The sequence below is a fragment of the Ornithinimicrobium pekingense DSM 21552 genome, from assembly GCF_000421185.1.
Lineage (GTDB): Bacteria > Actinomycetota > Actinomycetes > Actinomycetales > Dermatophilaceae > Ornithinicoccus > Ornithinicoccus pekingensis.
The window spans coordinates 75,253-93,363 of the sequence record NZ_ATWJ01000013.1 but is presented as its reverse complement, the minus strand read 5'-3'; the positions used below and the strand labels follow the sequence as shown (position 1 = coordinate 93,363).

18 protein-coding genes are annotated in these 18,111 nt (G+C 75.8%); 5 read left to right on the top strand and 13 right to left on the bottom strand.

Annotated features, from left to right (window positions below; all coding sequences use genetic code 11):
- Positions 1–47: 47 nt before the first annotated feature.
- The gene (locus K330_RS0114820) at positions 48–542 is read left to right on the top strand and encodes an Lrp/AsnC family transcriptional regulator (RefSeq protein WP_084617595.1); all 495 of its coding nucleotides are present in this window, start codon (positions 48–50) and stop codon (positions 540–542) included.
- A gap of 127 nt (positions 543–669) precedes the next feature.
- On the opposite strand, the gene K330_RS0114815 is transcribed toward K330_RS0114820, so the two are convergent.
- Positions 670–1,224 (bottom strand): GNAT family N-acetyltransferase, encoded by a 555-nt coding sequence (locus K330_RS0114815; RefSeq protein ID WP_022922598.1) that lies wholly within the window; start codon positions 1,222–1,224, stop codon positions 670–672.
- A gap of 133 nt (positions 1,225–1,357) precedes the next feature.
- Here K330_RS0114815 and K330_RS0114810 point away from each other — a divergent pair, with 133 nt between their 5' ends.
- Positions 1,358–1,600 (top strand): hypothetical protein, encoded by a 243-nt coding sequence (locus K330_RS0114810; RefSeq protein ID WP_022922597.1) that lies wholly within the window; start codon positions 1,358–1,360, stop codon positions 1,598–1,600.
- A gap of 90 nt (positions 1,601–1,690) precedes the next feature.
- Here K330_RS0114810 and K330_RS0114805 read toward each other — a convergent pair whose 3' ends face one another.
- Entirely contained in the window at positions 1,691–3,316 is a 1,626-nt protein-coding gene (locus K330_RS0114805) for a non-homologous end-joining DNA ligase LigD (RefSeq protein WP_022922596.1), read from the bottom strand.
- 96 nt (positions 3,317–3,412) lie between these two features.
- On the opposite strand from K330_RS0114805, the gene K330_RS0114800 reads away from it, so the two are divergent.
- Positions 3,413–4,975, top strand: a complete 1,563-nt coding sequence (locus K330_RS0114800) for a TRAP transporter substrate-binding protein (RefSeq protein WP_022922595.1) — start codon at positions 3,413–3,415, stop codon at positions 4,973–4,975.
- On the opposite strand, the gene K330_RS0114795 is transcribed toward K330_RS0114800, so the two are convergent.
- Together K330_RS0114795 and K330_RS0114790 are read right to left on the bottom strand one after the other, a co-directional pair.
- On the bottom strand, positions 4,972–5,619 hold the full coding sequence (locus tag K330_RS0114795) for a response regulator transcription factor (protein ID WP_022922594.1): 648 nt from the start codon (positions 5,617–5,619) through the stop codon (positions 4,972–4,974). The genes K330_RS0114800 and K330_RS0114795 overlap by 4 nt on opposite strands.
- A complete protein-coding gene (locus tag K330_RS0114790; RefSeq protein WP_022922593.1) occupies positions 5,607–7,262 on the bottom strand; it encodes a sensor histidine kinase in 1,656 nt (551 codons plus the stop codon). Before K330_RS0114790 ends, K330_RS0114795 begins: the two co-directional genes overlap by 13 nt.
- Positions 7,263–7,442: 180 nt before the next feature.
- Here K330_RS0114790 and K330_RS0114785 point away from each other — a divergent pair, with 180 nt between their 5' ends.
- Together K330_RS0114785 and K330_RS0114780 are read left to right on the top strand one after the other, a co-directional pair.
- Positions 7,443–7,895, top strand: coding sequence for a hypothetical protein (locus K330_RS0114785; protein WP_022922592.1), 453 nt, complete (start codon positions 7,443–7,445; stop codon positions 7,893–7,895).
- A gap of 36 nt (positions 7,896–7,931) precedes the next feature.
- Positions 7,932–8,126, top strand: a complete 195-nt coding sequence (locus K330_RS0114780; protein ID WP_022922591.1) for a hypothetical protein — start codon at positions 7,932–7,934, stop codon at positions 8,124–8,126.
- Positions 8,127–8,231: 105 nt separating this feature from the next.
- On the opposite strand, the gene K330_RS0114775 is transcribed toward K330_RS0114780, so the two are convergent.
- The 9 genes from K330_RS0114775 to K330_RS21595 all read right to left on the bottom strand — a co-directional run bounded on the left by K330_RS0114775 (position 8,232) and on the right by K330_RS21595 (position 17,975).
- Positions 8,232–9,836, bottom strand: coding sequence for a sensor histidine kinase (locus K330_RS0114775; RefSeq protein ID WP_022922590.1), 1,605 nt, complete (start codon positions 9,834–9,836; stop codon positions 8,232–8,234).
- A gap of 41 nt (positions 9,837–9,877) precedes the next feature.
- Positions 9,878–11,218, bottom strand: a complete 1,341-nt coding sequence (locus tag K330_RS0114770) for a serine hydroxymethyltransferase (RefSeq protein ID WP_022922589.1) — start codon at positions 11,216–11,218, stop codon at positions 9,878–9,880.
- Positions 11,215–11,910: a class I SAM-dependent methyltransferase gene (locus K330_RS21605; protein WP_022922588.1), complete on the bottom strand. Its 696-nt coding sequence runs from the start codon at positions 11,908–11,910 to the stop codon at positions 11,215–11,217. Before K330_RS21605 ends, K330_RS0114770 begins: the two co-directional genes overlap by 4 nt.
- Before the next feature lie 52 nt (positions 11,911–11,962).
- Positions 11,963–12,805, bottom strand: a complete 843-nt coding sequence (locus K330_RS0114760; RefSeq protein WP_022922587.1) for an SDR family NAD(P)-dependent oxidoreductase — start codon at positions 12,803–12,805, stop codon at positions 11,963–11,965.
- Between the two features lie 146 nt (positions 12,806–12,951).
- Complete coding sequence (locus tag K330_RS0114755; protein WP_022922586.1) at positions 12,952–14,223, bottom strand: type III PLP-dependent enzyme domain-containing protein; 1,272 nt, start codon at positions 14,221–14,223, stop codon at positions 12,952–12,954.
- On the bottom strand, positions 14,220–15,377 hold the full coding sequence (locus K330_RS0114750; protein ID WP_022922585.1) for a pyridoxal phosphate-dependent aminotransferase: 1,158 nt from the start codon (positions 15,375–15,377) through the stop codon (positions 14,220–14,222). Before K330_RS0114750 ends, K330_RS0114755 begins: the two co-directional genes overlap by 4 nt.
- Positions 15,374–16,195 (bottom strand): 2,3,4,5-tetrahydropyridine-2,6-dicarboxylate N-succinyltransferase, encoded by an 822-nt coding sequence (locus tag K330_RS0114745; protein ID WP_084617630.1) that lies wholly within the window; start codon positions 16,193–16,195, stop codon positions 15,374–15,376. The genes K330_RS0114750 and K330_RS0114745 overlap by 4 nt, the downstream gene beginning before the upstream one ends.
- 5 nt (positions 16,196–16,200) lie before the next feature.
- Positions 16,201–17,190, bottom strand: coding sequence for a 4-hydroxy-tetrahydrodipicolinate synthase (gene dapA / locus K330_RS21600; RefSeq protein ID WP_022922583.1), 990 nt, complete (start codon positions 17,188–17,190; stop codon positions 16,201–16,203).
- 71 nt (positions 17,191–17,261) lie between these two features.
- Complete coding sequence (locus K330_RS21595; protein WP_022922582.1) at positions 17,262–17,975, bottom strand: 4-hydroxy-tetrahydrodipicolinate reductase; 714 nt, start codon at positions 17,973–17,975, stop codon at positions 17,262–17,264.
- Between the last annotated feature and the right edge of the window lie 136 nt (positions 17,976–18,111).

Genomic DNA, 18,111 nt, shown 5'->3' with positions numbered 1-18,111 from the left:
CGGGTGAAACTGAGCCGTGAGGTCAAGACATCTGGCACGATGAGGCGATGAACGACGACACAACGTCCACGCCCCAGCGACGAGTGGCACCACCGGGAAGACGGGTGGCGCAGCTCGACGAGACCGACCTGGCGATGGTGGACGCGCTGCGGGCCGACGGACGCCTCTCGGTGCGGGCGCTGGCCGAGCAGACGCACATCTCCCGCGCCAACGCCTACGCCCGGCTGGAGCGGTTGCAGCGCGACGGCGTGATCACCGGCTTCACGGTGACGGTCGACCCCGACCGGATGGGGCTGGCGACGTCGGCCTTCGTGTCCGTGAGCATCGAGCAGGACAGCTGGCGGCGGGTCGCCCAGGGACTCTCGGAGATCCCCGGCGTCCAGCGGGTGGCGCTGGTGGGCGCCGAGTTCGACATCCTCGTGCAGGTGCGCGCCCACGACAACCACGAGCTGCGCGACGTCGTCCTCGGCCAGATCCAGGCCGTCCCCGGCGTCCGCGCCACCCGGACCTGGCTGATCTTCGACGAGTGGGAGACGGCGTGACCGGCACGGCACGCACCGCGCCGGCTCCACGGCATACCCCGAAGGCGTGCTCGCCCTCAGTCACTCGACATCGCCCAGCTGGGCGATGTCGACCGCCGAACGACGATGTCGCGGTGACGCGTGAGGCTCAGGCCAGGTCCTCCCACACGAACGGCGTGACCGTGCCGCTCTGCCAGTCGCGGCGCAGGATCCCGTAGGCCACGGACGCGACCGGCTCACCGCCCTCGACCGGCCAGCCCTCGCGGTAGTGCGCCTCCTTGAGGAAGCCGCACCGCAGGAAGGTGCGCCGCATCGCCAGGTTGTCCTCCCGCGTCTGCCCCTCGAACCGGTTGACCTGCGGCATCGTGGTGAAGACGAGCTCGGTGGCCGCGCGCAGCACCTCGGCCGCCAGCCCCCGGCCGCGGAAGCCCTCGCCCAGCCGCAGGTCGAACACCGGCGCGTCGTCGGTCAGGTCCTCCAGGCGGAAGAACCCGACCCGCCCCAGCTCCGCGTGCTCGACCCAGAAGGAGTCGTTGTCCTCGTCGCGGTAGGCGCCCTCGCCGATCCACCCCTCCACCTGCGCGGGCGTCGGCCGCGGGACCATGTGGAAGGGGAAGACGCTGCCCGTCATGAACTCCACCAGCGCGCCGCGGTCGGCGCCCGTCGGGTCGAGGCGGGTCAGCGTGATCGGGGAGGTGGTCATGGCCGCGCACCCTACCGACCGGGTATGCCGTGCCGCACCGGCATTCCCGGTGGCACGGGGGACGGGGCGCCCCTACGGTCGGAGGCATCGGGTCGACGCCCGGCCCGAACCCCACCGGGAGAGGACGGCAGCCATGGCCACCTGCGAGGTCTGCGGCAACGACTACGACAAGAGCTTCGAGGTCGTCACGGCCGGCAACACCCACACCTTCGACAGCTTCGAGTGCGCGATCCACCTGCTGGCGCCGGTGTGCGAGCACTGCGGGTGCAAGGTGATCGGCCACGGCGTGGAGGTGCAGGAGCGCTGGTACTGCTGCGCCCACTGCGCCAAGCACGCCGAGGGCGGTGACGTGAAGGTCGACGACCGGGTCGGCTGAGGCAGGTCCCGCCGAGTGTCCCGGTTTCGTCGCCGTCGAGCGCGGTCTGACGACGTAACTGGGACAGTCGGTGAGTGTTGTCCGTGGCCCTCACCGCACCCGCGGCAGCACCTGGTCGTGGTGCAGCGCGCCGGCGAAGAGGTCGCCGGTCTCCGCGATCCGCTCGATCACGGTCCGGACCGTCCACCGGTCGGGCCGCAGGTCAGGGTCGTCCAGCTCGTCCCACGCGATCGGCACCGACACCGGCGCACCCGCTGCCGGGCGGGGGCTCCAGGGCGCGACGAGGGTCTTGTTGACGGCGTTCTGGGTGTAGTCCAGCCGCGCCAGGCCCTTGCGCCCCTTGACCTCCCACGTCCAGCTGACCAGCTCGGGCACGACCGCGCCGATGCTGCGGGAGACCTTCTCCGCCCACGCCCGGGTGTCGGCGAAGCTCGGCCCGCGCCGGATCGGCACCCACACCTGGATGCCGCGCCGGCCCGTCACCTTCGGGTAGGCGCGCACCCCCATGTGCTCGAAGGCGGTCCGGTGCAGCCGGGCGAGCACGAGCGTCTCCTCCCAGCCCGTCCGCTCGCCCGGGTCGATGTCGAACATCACGTAGGTCGGCAGGTCCGGGGCGTCCGTGCGGGACGTCCACGGGTGCCACTCCAGCGCGCCGAAGTTGGCCGCCCACACCAGCGCCGCCGCCTCGTCGACGACGAGGTAGGTCTTCGTCTCCCCGGGGCCGGCGCCGGGGTTGTCCCAGCGGGGCACCCACGACGGCGCGTGACCGGGCAGCTCCTTGTGCCAGAAGCCCTTCGTGGTGGCGCCGCCGGGGTAGCGGTGCAGGTTGAGCGCCCTCCCCGCCAGGTACGGCAGCGAGACCGGCGCGACCTGCGCGGCATACCGGAGCAGGTCGCGCTTGGTGACCGGCTCCTCGCCCTCGCGCGCGGGGAAGAGGACCTTGTCGAGGTTGGTGACCTTGAGCAAGCGTCCGAAGACCTCCCAGCTGCCCGACCCCCCGAGCGCGTCGAGGGCCGCCAGCTCGTCTTCGCCCACCGGCTCCGGCGGCTCTACCTTGAGCGCGACCGACGCCTCGGCGGCGGGCAGGTCGCTGTGCCACTCCCGGTCGGGGTCGGCCTTGACCTCGTCGTTGGTGCGGCCGCTGAGCACCGAGGTCGGGTGGTCCTCGGCGTCCCAGCCCTCGACCGCGTGCTCGTCGTGCTTGTGGAAGAGCAGCCACTGCTCCTTGTCGCCCCCGTCGCGGCCGGTCCGCACGAGCATGAAGACGCCGCGCAGCCGCTCCCCGTGCAGGACCACGTGCAGCGTGCCGTCGCGGATCGCCGTCGCCGGGTCCTCGTCGGAGTGCGGCTCCCACGTGCCGGTGTCCCAGACGATGACGTCGCCGCCGCCGTACTCCCCGGAGGGGATGACGCCCTCGAAGTGGAGGTACTCCATCGGGTGGTCCTCGACGTGGATCGCCAGCCGCCGCACCTCCGGGTCGAGCGTCGGGCCCTTCGGCACTGCCCAGCTGGCGAGGACGCCGTCGACCTCGAGCCGAAAGTCGTAGTGCAGGCGCGTCGCGCGGTGGCGCTGCACGACGAAGACGCGCTCATCCCCGCCGCCGGCCGCGACCGCGCCGCTGGGCTCGGGCGTGCGCGAGAAGTCGCGCATCCGCTGGTACCGCGCCAGCGGCTGCTCGGGCCGGGGCTCCTCCGGGGTATGCCGCTCGCGCGCCACCTGCCCAGCGTGCCACCGACGCCGGTGGCCGGCACGGCGGCCAGGCGTGGCGGCGGCGGGCCGGCAGGGCCACACTGGACGCAGGAGGAGCCGGATGTGAAACTCGCCGCGGTCGTAGCCGTCCCCTGCGCGCTGATGCTCGCCCTGGCCGGGTGCCGGGCCGAGGCGGGGCCCGACAAGGCGGGCAGCGCGGTGCGGGTGATCACGCTCGCCTCGGTCGACGCGGTGGACAACAACGGTATGTCGTACGGGCCGCCCGCGTTCGTCGACGCCCTCGGCGAGGTGTCCGAGGGCGCCCTGCGGGTCGAGGTGGACCTGGAGACCTTCGGCGGGACCGAGCCCGACACGGAGACCCGCCTGGTCGAGGCGATCGCCCAGGGGCGGGTCGACGGCGGGTGGCCGTCCACGCGCGCCTTCGCCGCGGCGGGGATCGAGGGCCTGGAGGTCGTGGAGGCCCCGCTGACGCTCACCTCCTACGCCGCGGTCGGTGAGCTGGTCACCTCGGCCACCGCCGGCACCCTGCTCGAGCGTCTCGAGGGCTCCGGCGTCGTCGGGCTCGGGCTGGCGGTGGGGCCGCTGCGCCGGCCGATGGCGGCCGACCGCCCGCTGGTCGGCGTCGGGGACTGGGGAGACGTGCGGTTCCGTTCCTACGCCTCCCCGGTGCAGGACGCGACGGTGCGCGCGCTCGGCGGCGAGCCGGTGCACGTGACCTACGAGTGGCCCGAGGAGGTCCGGGCCGGGCGCCTCGACGGCGTCGAGCTCGACGTGGCGCAGTACCACCACAACGGGATGACGACGGAGGCCGGGCACATCACCGGCAACGTCGTGCTGTGGCCCAAGGTCTTCGTGCTCAGCCTCTCGGAGCAGACCTGGGACGCCCTCACCGAGGAGCAGCGGGGGTGGGTCCGGCAGGCGGCGGACCGGGCCGTGCGGGCCAGCGTCGAGGGCGAGCACGACGAGGACACGCTGGTCCGCGAGCTGTGCGAGTCGGGCGCCCAGGTGCACCTGGCCACCGAGACCGAGCTCGCCGAGCTGCACCGGGCGGTGGCCCCCGTGCTCCACGACCTGCAGGACGACCCGGTCCTCGCCGAGGTGCGGGCCATCGGGTCAGGGCACCCGGTCGACGCCCTCGACGCCCGGCAGTGCCGCGACGTCCCCCTCGTCACCCGGGTCGGGCCCGGTGAGCTGGACGTGCCGGACACCCCGGCGGCGCTGCCGGACGGGGTCTACCGCGTCGAGATCGGCCCGGACGACGTCGAGGCCTCCGGGCTGGCGCGGACGGCCGAGGGCGCCACCGGGGTGTGGACCCTCAGGCTGGCCGACGGGACCTTCCAGCTCGACTGCACGCCGCTGCGCTCCTCCACCGGCACCGACTGCGACTACGCCGGGGAGCTGCCGGCCGACCACGACGCCAACCCCCGGGAGGTGGGCTGGGTCACCGGGACCGGTGACACGGCATACCTGACCCACGACACCGCAGAGGAGGCGCGGCTGACCGACTGCGACCGCGACCTGGACCAGGGTCCGACGAGCTGCCTGCCGCCCAGCACGCACCGGGTGCGCTGGTCCCTCGACGGTGACGTGCTGACACTGTCGGACCTCGTCTCGGAGGACCCGTCGTTCTACCTGGTCGTCAAGCCCTGGCGGCGGATCGGCTAGCCGCCGCGCAGCAGCGTGAGCACGGCCAGCACCCGGCGGTTGAGGTCGGGCGCGGCACTGAGCCCCAGCTTGCGGAAGATGCTGGCGCTCGCCGCCTCGACCGTGCGCTCGCTGAGGACCAGCTCCCGCGCGATCCCGCCGTTGGAGCGGCCCTCGGCCATGAGCGCCAGGACGCTGCGCTCGCGCTCGGTGAGCCGGCCGACGGGCGAGCCCGCGGGGTGGCCGCGCAGGACCTGGGCGACGATCGTGGGGTCGATGACGCTCTCCTGCTCGTGCACCCGGTGCAGCGCGTCGACCAGCACCGCCACGTCGGAGACCCGCTCCTTGAGCAGGTAACCGACACCTCCGGGGTGGTCGGCCAGCAGCCGCTGGGCGTAGACCGGCTCGACGTACTGGCTGAGCACGACGACGGCCGTCCCGGGGTAGTCGCGGCGGATCCGCTGGGCGGCGACCAGGCCCTCGTCGGTGTGGGTCGGCGGCATGCGGATGTCCACGACCGCCACGTCGGGCCGCTCGACGGCGACCAGCCGCAGAAGCTCCGCGGCGTCACCGGCCTCACCGACGACGTCGACCCCGTGGTCGCCCAGCAGCCGGGCGATCCCGGAGCGGACCAGCATGACGTCGTCGGCGATCACGACCCGCACGGCAGCTCCGCCCGCACGTGCAGGACGCCGTGGCTCGCGGCGGCCCGCACCCGGCCGCCGAGCGCCCCCACCCGGTCCTCGACCTCCAGCAGCGCCTCGGCGACGTCGGTCCGGGCGAGGCCGGCCAGGCGGGCGTCGACCGTGACGGTCCCCCCGGAGCGCCGGACGGTCAGCTCGGGCACGGGATGGCCCTCGCCCACGGCCTCGCCGACGAGACGGTGGGCGACGGCATACACGGTGGTGCGCACGGGCAGCGGCACGTCGTCGACGGGACCGGCCAGGTGCAGGGTCATCGGCCGCGTGCCGGCCAGCTCCTGGAGGGCGGGGGTCAGGCCCTCGGCCTCCAGCGACCGCGGGAAGAGCCCGTGGGAGACGTCGCGCAGGGAGGTGAGCGCGTGCTGCAGCCGGTCGTCGACCTCCAGCAGGTCGCCCGAGACCTCCGCCGGCGCCGCGGACCTGGCGATGGCCAGGTGCAGCTTGGCCGAGACCAGGCGCTGCTGCACGCCGTCGTGCAGGTCGTGCTCGATGCGGCGGCGCTCCCCGTCAGAACGGGCGACCACCTGCCGGCGCGAGGACTCGACGGCCCGCTGGTCGGCGCGCAGCATCGCGGTCTGCCGGGCGTTCTCGAGCAGCAGCCACACCGACGCGTCGCACGCCAGGTCGTCCACCGGCTGCCCGCCGGGCATGCTCAGCCGGGCCCAGGGGCGGCCCGCGTCGTCGGTGACGACCAGCGCCTGCCCGGGGTCGGGCCCCTCCTGCGCCGCCGACCCGTGCAGGTCGATCCACCGCCCCTCCTCGGGCAGGGCGAAGTGCACCTGCCCGAGCGACGGGTCCGCGGTGACGTCGCCGAGCCGGGTGACGACCGCGCGCAGCCGGCGGCGCACGGAGGCGAGGGTCCACAGGTAGGCCCCGGTCCCGGCGGTCGCCAGCGCCACCGGCAGCAGCGACCACACCGGCCGGTCGGGCGGCCCCGCGGTCAGCCCCCACGCGGTCGCGCGCAGCCACCCCAGGACGGGCACGACCAGCAGGCCGGCCACGACGCCGCGCACCACCCAGCCGGGGGTATGGCGTCGCCGTCGCCAGACCAGGACCAGGCCCGCCGCGGCCGAGGCGCCGGTGAGGAGGGCGACCAGGACGGTCACCTCCCGGGCGTGCGCGGGGTCGGCCCACGGCGCGCCGGCCGAGCCGCAGCCGGTGGTGCACAGGGGGTCGCCGAGGGGGGAGTAGGCCAGGACCGTGACGGCGGCCGCGAGCGCCGGGAGGCCGGCGACCACGACGAGCGCGCGCGGCCCCGGTCGCCCGGCCCACGCCGTGCCGTGCAGCGCCAGCAGGAGCGGGACGAGGGCGGCGGCCGCGAGGAGCGGACCGTCGAGGACGGCCGGCACCCAGCTGCGCCCGCTCAGGGCCGGAGCCCAGGCGGCCGCCGCGAGGAGCAGCAGCATCCAGGCCGCGGTCGACCCGCCGCTGCCGGCGCACCGCACCGCGACCGCGACGGCGGCGGCGCACACGAGCCAGGCGAGGACGGTGGCCAGGGCCGGGCCCGAGGTGAGGCTGCCGATGCCCAGCAGGTCGTCCGCCGCGGCCAGGGTGACCAGCAGCAGCAGAACGGTCCCGGCGGCCAGACGCGCGCCCTGGCGGTGCATGTCTTCAGTGTCCCGCCGGGAGCGACCCGCCGCACCCGTGATTCCCGCCGGGTTCGGGGCCGCCGGGCACCGTGTTTCCCGCACCAGGTCCGGTGGTGACGCGCTGGTGGGCACCGGCCCCCCGGCAGGACCGTGGAGGGGTCAGGACGACGCACCACCGACATCGAAGGGGTAGGACCCATGAGCATGACCCGACGCCACGCAGGCACCTCCGTGGCAGCACTGCTGGCAGGGACCCTGGCGCTCGCCGCCTGCGGGACCCAGACCGTCGACGACACCGACCGCACCGTCTCGCAGGCCGACGTCGCCGAGGACGCGCGCAAGGCCCGCCTGGCCGCGCGTCCCTCCACCCTCACCGCGGCCGACCTCTCCGAAGACGTCCGCAAGGCACGCCTGCAGGCCTTCCCGGAGACCGCCGGCATGGAGGTGCCCCCGGCCGGGCTGACCCCCCGCAAGGGTGGGGCTGCCCACACCGGCATCCCGCGTGCCGAGATGGCCGACGAGGGCAAGGTCACGGCGCCGCACACCGGCATCCCCCGCGCCGAGATGGCCGACGAGGACAGCTCCGGCACGGGCGGCACGGGCACCCGCGTCGACGGTGCCGACATCGGCTGGCCGGGCGACGGCCGGTGACCCGGCCGGCCACGGCATACCCGCGAGGAGGACATCGTGAACCAGCACCTGGACATGCTCGCCGCGCGCAGCATGGCGCACGAGCGGGAGAGGGACCTGCAGCAGCAGCTGCGTCAGCGCCGCACCCCGGCGCAGGAGGCCGGGCCCGCCCCGGCGGCCGCCCACCAGTGGTGGTCGTGGGTGCACGAACAGCTCGTCCGGGTCCACCTGGCCCACGCGCCGACGCACTGACGGGGCGGGGCCCGCAGGGCAGGGACGAGGACCCCGAGAGGCCGTCGACGCGACCAGCGTCGACGGCCTCTTCCGTGGCCGGTCAGCCCGGGCCTCGAGCTCCGGTCAGCCCGGGCCCAGCGGCAGCACCGCCTCGACGACCGTGCCCCCGCCGGGGACGCTGTCGACCCGCCAGGTCCCGCCCAGCGCCGCCACCCGCTCGCGCATGCCGAGCAGGCCGGAGCCGGAGGGGTCGGCGCCCCCTCGTCCGTCGTCGGTGACGCGGACTCCCAGGCTGGCGCGGCCCCCGGTGAGCCGGACCACCACCCGGTCGGCCTGCGCGTGCTTGACCGCGTTGGCCAGCGCCTCGGCCACGAGGAAGTAGGCGGCGCCCTCCACCTCGACCGGGCCGTCGACGGTGCCCGCCACCTCGACCGACCCCGGCACGGGCAGGCTGCCGACCAGCTGGCTGACCGCCTCCACCAGCCGTCCGCCGCCCACCTCGTAGGGCAGGGAGCCGTGCAGCAGCGCGGCGATGTCCTCCTGGGCGTGCCGCAGCTCGGCCAGGGCGATGGCCAGGGCGTCGCCCTGCGGCTCCGCGGAGAGCCCGGTCAGCCGCGCGGTGGCCCCGGCGAGGTCGGGCAGCACGTCGGACTGCAGCCGCTGGGTCAGGCGCCGGCGCTCCCGCTGGTCGGTGGCCACGAGCCGGCTGCGCGCCCGCCGCAGCGCCGCGACGTGGTCCTCCCGGGAGGCGGCGAGCTCGAACGACCGCGCCGCCTGCCCCAGCGCCTCGTCCAGCGGCCCGGCCACCGCCGGGTCGCGCAGCAGCGGCGAGGTCGTGGTGACCGCGACCACCGGCCGGCCGTCCACGCTGACCACGTGCGACCCGTGGGGCGCCTCGAGGCGCCCGGTCCGGGCGTCGGCGACCACGACGCGCAGGCCCGGGTCGCGCAGGGCGTCGGCCAGCACCGCCTGCAGAGCCGTGGCCCGTGCGGTCGCCGGCCGGTCGCGGTGCTGGGTGATGGCGTCCCGCACCAGCCGGCCGGGCGCCCGGGTCAGTGCGTGGGCGGCCACGACGTGGCCGGCGGCGGCCAGCAGCAGGGCCACCTTCCAGCCGACGAGGACCGTCGCGGGGTGCGGGGGCCGGAGCGCGGCGAGGGCGGAGACCCCGACAAGCAGGAGGAAGCCGCCGAGCACGAGTCCGGTGGCGAGCGGGAAGACGCTCCTCGCGACCGGCCGGGCCCGCCGGTGCACCGCGCACAGCCCCGCGGTCACCAGCGCCGTGCCCGCGAGCACCTGGCCGCCGCCGCGCATCACCGGCGCCGGCAGCGTGAGCCCTGCCGGCGTCACGGTGACGAGCACGGCCCACCCGGCGACCGCCAGCGCACCACCGGCCACCAGCACGGCCCTCAGTCGGCGCTGCGGGGTGCCGTCGGGGAACCAGCCGACCGCCAGCACCAGCACCGCCTGGTGCAGCGTCGGGACGGGCAGCGACGAGGCGAGCAGCCACGCGGCACCCGCGCCGCCCACGAGGACGCGCTGGCGCACCGGCACGGGGGAGAGCAGCGCGGCCGCGCCCAGCGCCAGGCCGACGCAGACGTCGAGGGCGACCATGCGCGGGGCGGTCCCGGCGGTCACCTCCGCCCAGGCGCCGACCGCGGCGAGCGCCACGAGGGCGAGCGCCCCGACCGTCCCGGCGACAGCCGGTCGACCCCTGGGCGGGTGGGCCATGAGCGTGACGATACCGCCGGTCGCACCTGCCCCGGGCGCCCTCAGCCCGGCTGCTGCGCGGTGAAGTGCACGCCGCCGAACCGTCGGCGCCAGGCGGTCACCTCCGGGGCCACCGTCTCCGGGTCGCTGTCGGGGTCGAGCCCGCGCGCGACGAGCCCGGCCAGCTCCGGCATGTCCTCCGGGCCCATCCCCAGCCGCACCACCTCCGGCGTCCCGAGCCGCAGCCCGTTGACGTCGCCGTCGACCGGCTCCTCGGGCAGCCCGATGCCGCAGCTGAGGATGTTGGCGCGGCGCAGCCGGCGGGCCGCGGCCTGGCCGCCGCCCCAGGCGGCGGCGCGCACGGCCAGCTGGTGCGATCGCGTCGGTGCGCCGTCGGCGAGCTCGAAGAGGGGCACGCCCGCGGCCCTCAGCTCCTCGGCGAGGCGCGCGGCGGTGGCGACCATCGCGGCGGCATACCCCTGCCCCGCGACCAGCCAGTCGACCATGGTGACGGCGAGCGCGGCGGTCTTGCCGGCGTCGAAGTTGGCGGTCAGCCCGGGGTAGGCGATCGCGTCGAGGCGCTGCGCGATCTCCGCGTCGTCGGTGACCACGACGCCGCCGGCGGGGCCGCCGAGGCTCTTGTAGGTGCTGAACGTCATCAGGTGCGCGCCCTGCTCGAGCGGGTGCGGCCAGGCGCGACCGGCGATGAGCCCGCACAGGTGCGCGGCGTCGAAGAGCACCGTGGCACCGACCTCGTCCGCGATCTCGCGGATCGCGGGCACCGGGTGCGGCTCGAGGTTGAGGCTCGCACCGACCGTGATCATCCGTGGCCGCACCTCGTGGGCCACCCGGCGAAGCTCGTCGATGTCGACGGTGTAGCCGCCGGGCGCGACCGGGGCGGGGACGGTGCGCAGGCGGTACATCCCCGCCGAGCCGCCCGCGTGGTGGGTCACGTGCCCGCCGATCGACGGCGGCGGCGCGACGATGGTGTCGCCCGGCTCGGTCAGGGCCAGGAACGCGTAGAGGTTGGCGACCGCGCCCGAGGGCACGCGGACCTCGGCATACCGAGCCCGGAACACCTCGGCGACGAGCTCGGCCGCGACGACCTCGATGCGCTCGATCGCCTCCAGGCCCATCTCGTACTTCGCGCCCGGGTAGCCCAGCGACGGGCGTGAGCCGAGGCCGGTGGAGAGCATCGCCTCGGCGCGCGGGTTCATCACGTTGGTCGCGGGGTTGAGGTTGACGCAGTCGGCGTCGTGGATGCGGCGGTTGTCGGCGACGAGGCGGTCGAGCTCGCCGAGCACGTCCTGCGGCGTCAGGCCGGCGGTGCGCGCCGCGACCTCCTGCACGAGGGTCTCGCTCGGCTCCGGCACCCAGGGGCGGGGGGCGAGGTATGCGGTCACGCGGGGTCTCCTTCGGTCGCGGGTCCGGGGGTGGGAGGGGTCGGGTCGTCGGTGCGGCGGACGAGGAGGAACGCCTGGTCGTCGTCCTCCCACGGCTGCTGGGGGTCAGGGGCACGCACGAGCCGGGCGACCTCGGTGGTGCCGGCCGCGGTGAGCAGGGCGGCCATCTCGTCGGGGGTGCGCCGCCAGCGGGTCAGCTCGACGTCGTGCCCGTGCCGGCCGTAGGACGCGGCCAGGTCGACCGTGCCGTGCCCGGCCTGGAAGCCGACGAGCAGCACGCCGCCGGGCCGGACGACGCGCACGACCTCGGCCAGCAGCGGTGGCAGGCCGGGTCCGGGGGTGTGGATGGTGGAGTACCAGAGAAGGGCGCCGGCGAAGCGGCCGTCGGCGAACGGCAGGTCGAGCAGAGAGGCGACCTGGAGATCGAGGTCGGGGTGGGCGCGACGTCCGGCCGCGACCATGCCTGGGGACAGGTCGACGCCGCGCACGGTGCAGCCGCGGTCGGCGAGGTAGCGCGTCAGCCGCCCGGCGCCGCACCCGGCGTCCAGCACCTCTCCGGCGTCCCGGACGTGGTCGACGAGGGCCTCGACCATCGCCAGGTCCAGCCGGGTCTCGGCCCGGGTGTCCGGGAGCAGGCGCGCGTAGTCGTCGGCGACCGTGTCGTAGGCCCGGCGGGTCTGGTCCTCGCCCATCGGCCCAGTGTGCCGCCCGGGCTCGGCCCGGGCGATGGCGACCCTCCGGGTGCTAGTCGTCCTTCTCCTTGGTCAGGCTCGCGTGCAGCCGGGCCTTGACCTGCTCGGGCAGCAGGTTGGTGGCCAGGGCCTGCACCTTGTTTCTCAGCGACCCGGCGACGACGGCGTCCGCACCCTCGAGCATGGCCTCGACCCCGTCCCGCGCCACCTCGGCGGGGTCGTCCTTCGTGGTGTCGTAGACCTCGGTGTCCTGCATGCCGGCGCGCTCGAAGAACATGGTGTCGGTGGGGCCGGGCAGCAGCGAGGTCACGGTGACCCCGGTGTCCTTGAGCTCGAAGCGCAGCGCCTGGGCGAAGGAGTGCAGGAACGCCTTGGACGCGGCGTAGGTGGCGTACCAGGGCCCGGGCATGGTCGCCGCGATCGAGGAGGTGACCAGCACCTGGCCCCGGCCGCGCCGCACCATGTCGGGCAGCAGCTCCTTGGCCACGGCCAGCACGTGGTTGACGTTGAGCGCCACCAGCCGGGCGTCCTCGGCCCATGACGTCTCCAGGAACGGTCCGCCCGCCGCGACGCCGGCGTTGAGCACCAGCGCGTCGACGGGGCGACCCAGGTCACGGACCCGGTCGACGAGCAGCCGCACGCCGTCCTCGGTGGCCAGGTCGGCCTGCACCGCCGTGGCGGTGGTGGTGCCGCTCATCACCGCCGCGGCCGCGTGCTCGATCTGCGGCTCGTCGGCGCAGACGACCAGGTCGTAGCCGCGGGAGGCCAGCTCGCGTGCGATCTCGCGGCCGATGCCGGTCGACGCGCCGGTGACGACGGCGAGCGGGGTGGCGGGGTCCGGGGTGGACTGGGTCGGGCTGTCGGGGGTCGGGCTGGCGGGGGTCGGGCGGGTCATGGTGGTGCCCTCCTCACGTGCGGTGGTGTCTCTCCATCGTGGCCGGGGGGCGCCCCCGTGGCGCGGCGAGACGACCGCCGTGCACCGCTGTCGTGACACGCCCGTCGCTGGAGCGACCGTCGTGACACGACAGCGGTGCACGAGGGTCAGGCAGGACTTCCGGACAGCTGCACCGCCCGACCGGTCGCCGCGCCCGCGCCGTCCACCCACACCTGCTCCGGCGGCTGGTGCGACAGGAAGTGCGTCATCGCCTGCGTGGAGGCGTAGGCCCCGGCCTGGCCGAGGACGACGACGTCGCCCGGGCGCAGGTCCGCCGGCAGGTCACCGGTGCCGACCCGGTCCAGGGACGTGCACAGCGGCCCGGCGAGGGTGGTGGGCACGAGGTCGCCCCCCACGCCGCTGGCGGACCGCCCGCCGATGACCCCGACGCCCGGCCGGACCGCCAGCGTCGGGAACGACTGGCCGGTGAGCAGCGGGCGCAGCAGGTGGTTGATGCCGCCCTCGAGCATGACGAAGCGCTCCCCGCGCGAGACCTTGGTGCGCACCACGCGCGCGCAGTAGACCCCGGTCGGGGCCGACAGCCAGCGTCCCGGCTCGAGCAGCAGCTCGCCGGTGAACCACTCGTTCTCCTCGAGCACCCGGCCCAGCCCCGCGCCGAGCGCCCGCACGTCGAGGCTGGGCTGCGCGGCGGCATACCGGACCCCGAGCCCGCCCCCGACGTCGACGAGGTCGAGCTCGATGCCGTGCGTCTCGTGCAGGCGCCGCCCGATGCGCAGCGCCGTGCGGTGGTTGTCGAGGAGCCGGCCCGCGTCGAGCTCGTTGCTCGCCGCGAACACCTGCAGCCCGCTGACGCGCACGCGGTCGTAGGCCGCGGCCTGCGCGAGGAACTCGTCGACCACCTCCTCGTCCACCCCGAACGCGCTCGGCCCGCCGCCCCCGATGATGGCCGCCGCCTCCGACACACCCGAGGCGGGGTTGACCCGCACGCTGACCCGCAGCGGCTCGGGGCCGGCGTGCAGGGTATGCAGCCGCTGCACGTCCTCGATGCCGTCCACCTGGACCCGGGCGCCGGCGAAGAGCGCGGCCTGCAGGTCGCGCTCGGACTTGGCCGGGCCGGCGAAGACCATGCCGGAACCGGTGCCGCCGGCTGCCAGGACCGCCGAGACCTCACCGGCCGACGCGCAGTCGAACCACGCACCCTCGGCGGCGAAGGTCTCCAGCAGCGGCAGGCCGGGGTTGGACTTCACCGCATAGGCCAGGCGGACCCGCGCGGGCAGGACGGCCCGCAGCCGGCGGAAGCGCTCGCGGGCCGCCGGCAGGTCGTAGGCGAAGAACGGCGTCGGGTGCTGGGCCGTCAGCTCCAGCAGCCGGTCCTCGCCGAACGCGAAGAGGTCGATCGTCGACGGTGCCAAGATCATGCCTTCCACCAGGGCGCGAGCCGCGCCAGTCCTTCGTCCAGCTCCTCCAGCGGGCCGCCGAGGCTGACCCGCAGCCAGCCGGCGCCGGCCGGCCCGAACGCGTCGCCGGGCACGGTCGTGACCCGGCTGGTGTCGCGCACGCGCAGCGCGAAGTCGGTCGTCTCCTCCGGCGGGACACCGTCGGGCAGGGGCAGCCACAGGTAGAAGCCTGCGCGGCCACCCCCCGAGGTGTCCGGTGGGAGGAGGTGGGGCGCCACGCGCGCGAGCAGCGCCCACCGGGCCCGCACGTGCCCGCGCGCCTCCGCCAGCACCTCGTCGGCGGCGCGCAGCAGTGCGGTGGCGGCCTCCTGGGAGGGCCGGGCGGGGGCGGTCGTCATCGCGTTGTGCACGACCCGGGCCGGCGCCAGCAACTCGGCCGCGCCGACGGCCCAGCCCACCCGCAGCCCGGGCGCGCCGAACGCCTTGCTCACCGAGCCCAGCACGACACCCGCGTCCACGCCGGCGGTGTCGTGCAGCCCGGGCGGGCGCTCGCCGACCCACAGCTCGCGGTAGACCTCGTCGGAGACCAGCAGCACGCCGCGCCGGGCGCACGCCTCGGCGACGCGCGCGAGGGCGGCGGCGGACGCCATACCCCCCGTGGGGTTGGCCGGGTGGTTGAGCACGACGAGCGAGACGTCGGAGTGCGCCTCGAGCGCCGTCTCGACCTGCCAGGCGTCGAGCGCGCCGCCCTCGCCGAGCCGGTAGCCGACCGCGCGCGCCTGGCACAGGTGCGCCAGCGAGCGGTAGGAGACGAACCCGGGGTCAGGCACGAGCACCGTGCTGCCGGCCTCGACGTGGGCGCAGAAGAGCGCGAAGAGCGCCGCCTGGCTGCCCGAGGTCACCATCACCTGCTCGGTGGACAGCCCCGGTATGCCGTGCGCCGCCGCGTGCTGGTCGCGCACCGCGGCGACGAGCTCGGGGGAGGAGGTGTTGGGGCCGTAGGGCAGGGCGCCCTCGGCCGCACCGGCGGCGGCGAGCGCCTGCCGGGCGACCAGCGGCACCGGCCAGCCGGGCTCGCCCAGCCCGAGGCTGACCGTCCCGTCGGGGGCGCCGACGGCCATGCGTCGGATGGGCGAGACGGCCAGGCCGCTCGCCCTCGTGGCGACGGGGCTCACCGCAGGGCGTCCTCGAGCGTGGTGGCGGCGTCGGTGGAGGCGTCGCGGTACTTGACGATGACGGGTGCGTAGAGCGACAGGCCGAGCACGTCGGCGTAGTCGCCGCGGGCCGGCCGCGAGCCCGGCACGACGACGGCGCCCGCGGGTACCTCGCCGCGCACCTCCCGCTGCTCGACCAGGTCGTAGATCGTGGTGGACGAGGTGAGGGAGACCCCCGGCGCCAGGACCGCGCCGGAGCGCACGACGACCCCCTCGTAGAGGCCGCACTGCGCGCCGACGAAGACGTCGTCCTCGACGACCACCGGCCGCGCGCCGACCGGCTCGAGCACGCCGCCGAGCTGGACCGCGGTGGACAGGTGGACGCCGGTGCCGACCTGGGCGCAGGAGCCGACGAGCACGTGGCTGTCGACCATCGACCCGGCCCCGACGGAGGCGCCGACGTTGACGTAGCTGGGGGGCATGACGACCACGCCGGGCGCCAGGTGGGCGCCGCGCCGCACCGACGTCCCGCCGGGCACGACGCGCACGCCGTCACCGAGGCCGAGGCGCCGGGCGGGCACCAGCGACCGGTCGACGGCGCCGCCGGGCCAGTCCATCTCGACGGTCTCGCTGTGCCGGAAGGCAGCCAGGATGCCGCGCTTGACCCACGGGTGCGCGTGCCAGGTCCCGTCGGCGTCCCGGGTCGCGGCACGGACCGTGCCGTCCTCGAGGCGGGCCAGCAGCTCCTCGACCCGTTCAAGGGTCTCCCGCTCGGAGGCGGCCGCGCCGGGCCCGTCCTCGGCGAAGAAGTCCGCGAGCGCGACACCCGTGCCCGTCATGGTGCTCACGACGCCAGCCCGACGAGGCGCTCGGAGATGCGCACCGTGCGGCGGTGGGCCTGCAGCCCGGCAAGGGCGCGCTGCACCGCGGTCCACGTCGCCGGCTCGGCCGGGGACAGCGGCAGCCGCACGTGCGCGGTCGCGATGCCGAGGCAGGCGAGCGCCGCCTTGGCCGGCACCGGGTTGGTCTCGACGAACATCGCCGCCATCAGCGGGGCGAGCAGCGCGAAGGTCTCGCGCGCGGTGGCCAGGTCGCCGGCCGTCGCGGCGTGCACGAGCTGCGCGGTCTCGACCGGCGCGACGTTGGCGACCACGGAGACCAGCCCCTGCGCGCCGACGGCGATCGCGGCCAGCGCCACGTCGTCGTCGCCGGCGAGCACGGCGCGGCCGGCGGGCGCCTCCTGGCAGAGCCGGGCGATCTGGCGGATGTCGCCGGAGGACTCCTTGAGCGCGACCACCTGCTCGACCTGCCACAGGGCGGCGACGGCGGCGGGCGTGAGGTTGAGGCCGGTGCGGCCGGGCACGTTGTAGGCCATGATCGGGAGCCCGGGCGCGGCGGCGGCCACGGCGCGGTAGTGCGCGACCAGGCCGCTGACCTGCGGTTTGTTGTAGTAGGGCGTCACCACCAGCAGCCCGTCTGCCCCGGCCGCGGCGGCCTGGGCCGCGAGCTCGCAGGTGCGCTCGGTGTCGTTGTGGCCGACCCCGACGACGACCGGCACGTCGCGTCCGCTCGCGGCGGCGGCCTCGACGGCCTGGCGCACCAGCGCGTGCCGCTCGAGGTCGGTGACGGTCGCGGCCTCGCCGGTCGAGCCGAGGACGACGAGGTGGTCGACGCCGCGGCCGCCGGCGAGCACGTGCTCGAGGAGCCGTCCGAAGGCCGCGTGGTCCACCTCGGGCTTTCGCGCCGAGCCCACCGCGTCGGTGCCGGAGACGAACGGGGTCGCCAGGGCGACACCGAGACCGGTGAACGGGGTAGCGGTCGGGCTGGTGGACATCTGGTCGCCTCTCGGTCGGTGGCCCGGCGGGGTGCCGGGCCGGGTGATGCGGGTCTGGGGTGCGCGGCGCCTCAGGCGGCCGCGTCGGTGGGCAGGAGCAGGGAGCGGAGGTGGTCCTCGGCCAGGTCGTCCAGGGACCACAGGCCCGGGCCGGGCCGGGCGTGCAGCCAGCGCGCGGCGGTGAGCGCGCCGGCGGCGAAGAGGTCGCGGCTGTGGGCGGTGTGCCGCAGCGTGATGGTCTCCAGCCCGGAGGAGGCGACGACCTCGTGGTCGCCGACGACCGAGCCGAGCCGCAGGCTGGTCGTCTGCACCTGGTCGGCGGGCCGTCCGGCTCCTTCGGCGACGGCGTCGCGCAGAGTCAGCGCGGTGCCGCTGGGGGCGTCGACCTTGTGCCGGTGGTGCACGTCGGTGACGGCCAGGTCGACGGGCACCGGCGCGTGCGCGGCATACCCCCCGAGGACGCGCGCCAGCCGCCGCACCAGGGCGACGCCGACGGAGAAGTTGGGGGCGACGAGCACGCGTGCGTCGCCGGGCAGGGTGTCCAGCAGGCCGGTGTCCCAGCCGGTGGTGCCGACGACGAGCGGGGTGCCGGTGCGGGCCGCCCAGCCCAGGTGCCCGCCGACGGCGGCGCCGGTGCTGACGTCGACGGCGACGTCCACCGGGGCCGCGGGGACCTCCCCGCGGCCGACCGCCCAGGCGACGGTCACGTCGTCCGCGGCGTCGGCGGCGGCCCGGACCGCCGAGCCGAGGCGTCCGGTGCCGAGCAGTCCGAGGGAGAGGGGCACCCTTGAAGTATGGGGTCCCGCGCGGCTCCCGGGAGACGCCGTTTGTGCAGGTCAGAGAGGGTTTGCGGTGGATCAGGCCGGCGGCAGGACGATCTGCGCAGGCGGGGGCCGACGCCGCGTCAGGTCGTCCGGTGAA

What these genes read in the sequence shown, in the direction of transcription:
- K330_RS0114790 (WP_022922593.1), bottom strand. Translation starts at nt 7,262, where the DNA reads ATGCACCGCCAGGGCGCGCGTCTGGCCGCCGGGACCGTTCTGCTGCTG.
- K330_RS0114810 (WP_022922597.1), top strand. Translation starts at nt 1,358, where the DNA reads ATGGCCACCTGCGAGGTCTGCGGCAACGACTACGACAAGAGCTTCGAG.
- K330_RS0114760 (WP_022922587.1), bottom strand. Translation starts at nt 12,805, where the DNA reads ATGACCCGCCCGACCCCCGCCAGCCCGACCCCCGACAGCCCGACCCAG.
- dapA (WP_022922583.1), bottom strand. Translation starts at nt 17,190, where the DNA reads ATGTCCACCAGCCCGACCGCTACCCCGTTCACCGGTCTCGGTGTCGCC.
- K330_RS0114755 (WP_022922586.1), bottom strand. Translation starts at nt 14,223, where the DNA reads ATGATCTTGGCACCGTCGACGATCGACCTCTTCGCGTTCGGCGAGGAC.
- K330_RS0114815 (WP_022922598.1), bottom strand. Translation starts at nt 1,224, where the DNA reads ATGACCACCTCCCCGATCACGCTGACCCGCCTCGACCCGACGGGCGCC.
- K330_RS0114745 (WP_084617630.1), bottom strand. Translation starts at nt 16,195, where the DNA reads ATGACGGGCACGGGTGTCGCGCTCGCGGACTTCTTCGCCGAGGACGGG.
- K330_RS0114775 (WP_022922590.1), bottom strand. Translation starts at nt 9,836, where the DNA reads ATGGCCCACCCGCCCAGGGGTCGACCGGCTGTCGCCGGGACGGTCGGG.
- K330_RS0114820 (WP_084617595.1), top strand. Translation starts at nt 48, where the DNA reads ATGAACGACGACACAACGTCCACGCCCCAGCGACGAGTGGCACCACCG.
- K330_RS21605 (WP_022922588.1), bottom strand. Translation starts at nt 11,910, where the DNA reads ATGGGCGAGGACCAGACCCGCCGGGCCTACGACACGGTCGCCGACGAC.
- K330_RS0114785 (WP_022922592.1), top strand. Translation starts at nt 7,443, where the DNA reads ATGAGCATGACCCGACGCCACGCAGGCACCTCCGTGGCAGCACTGCTG.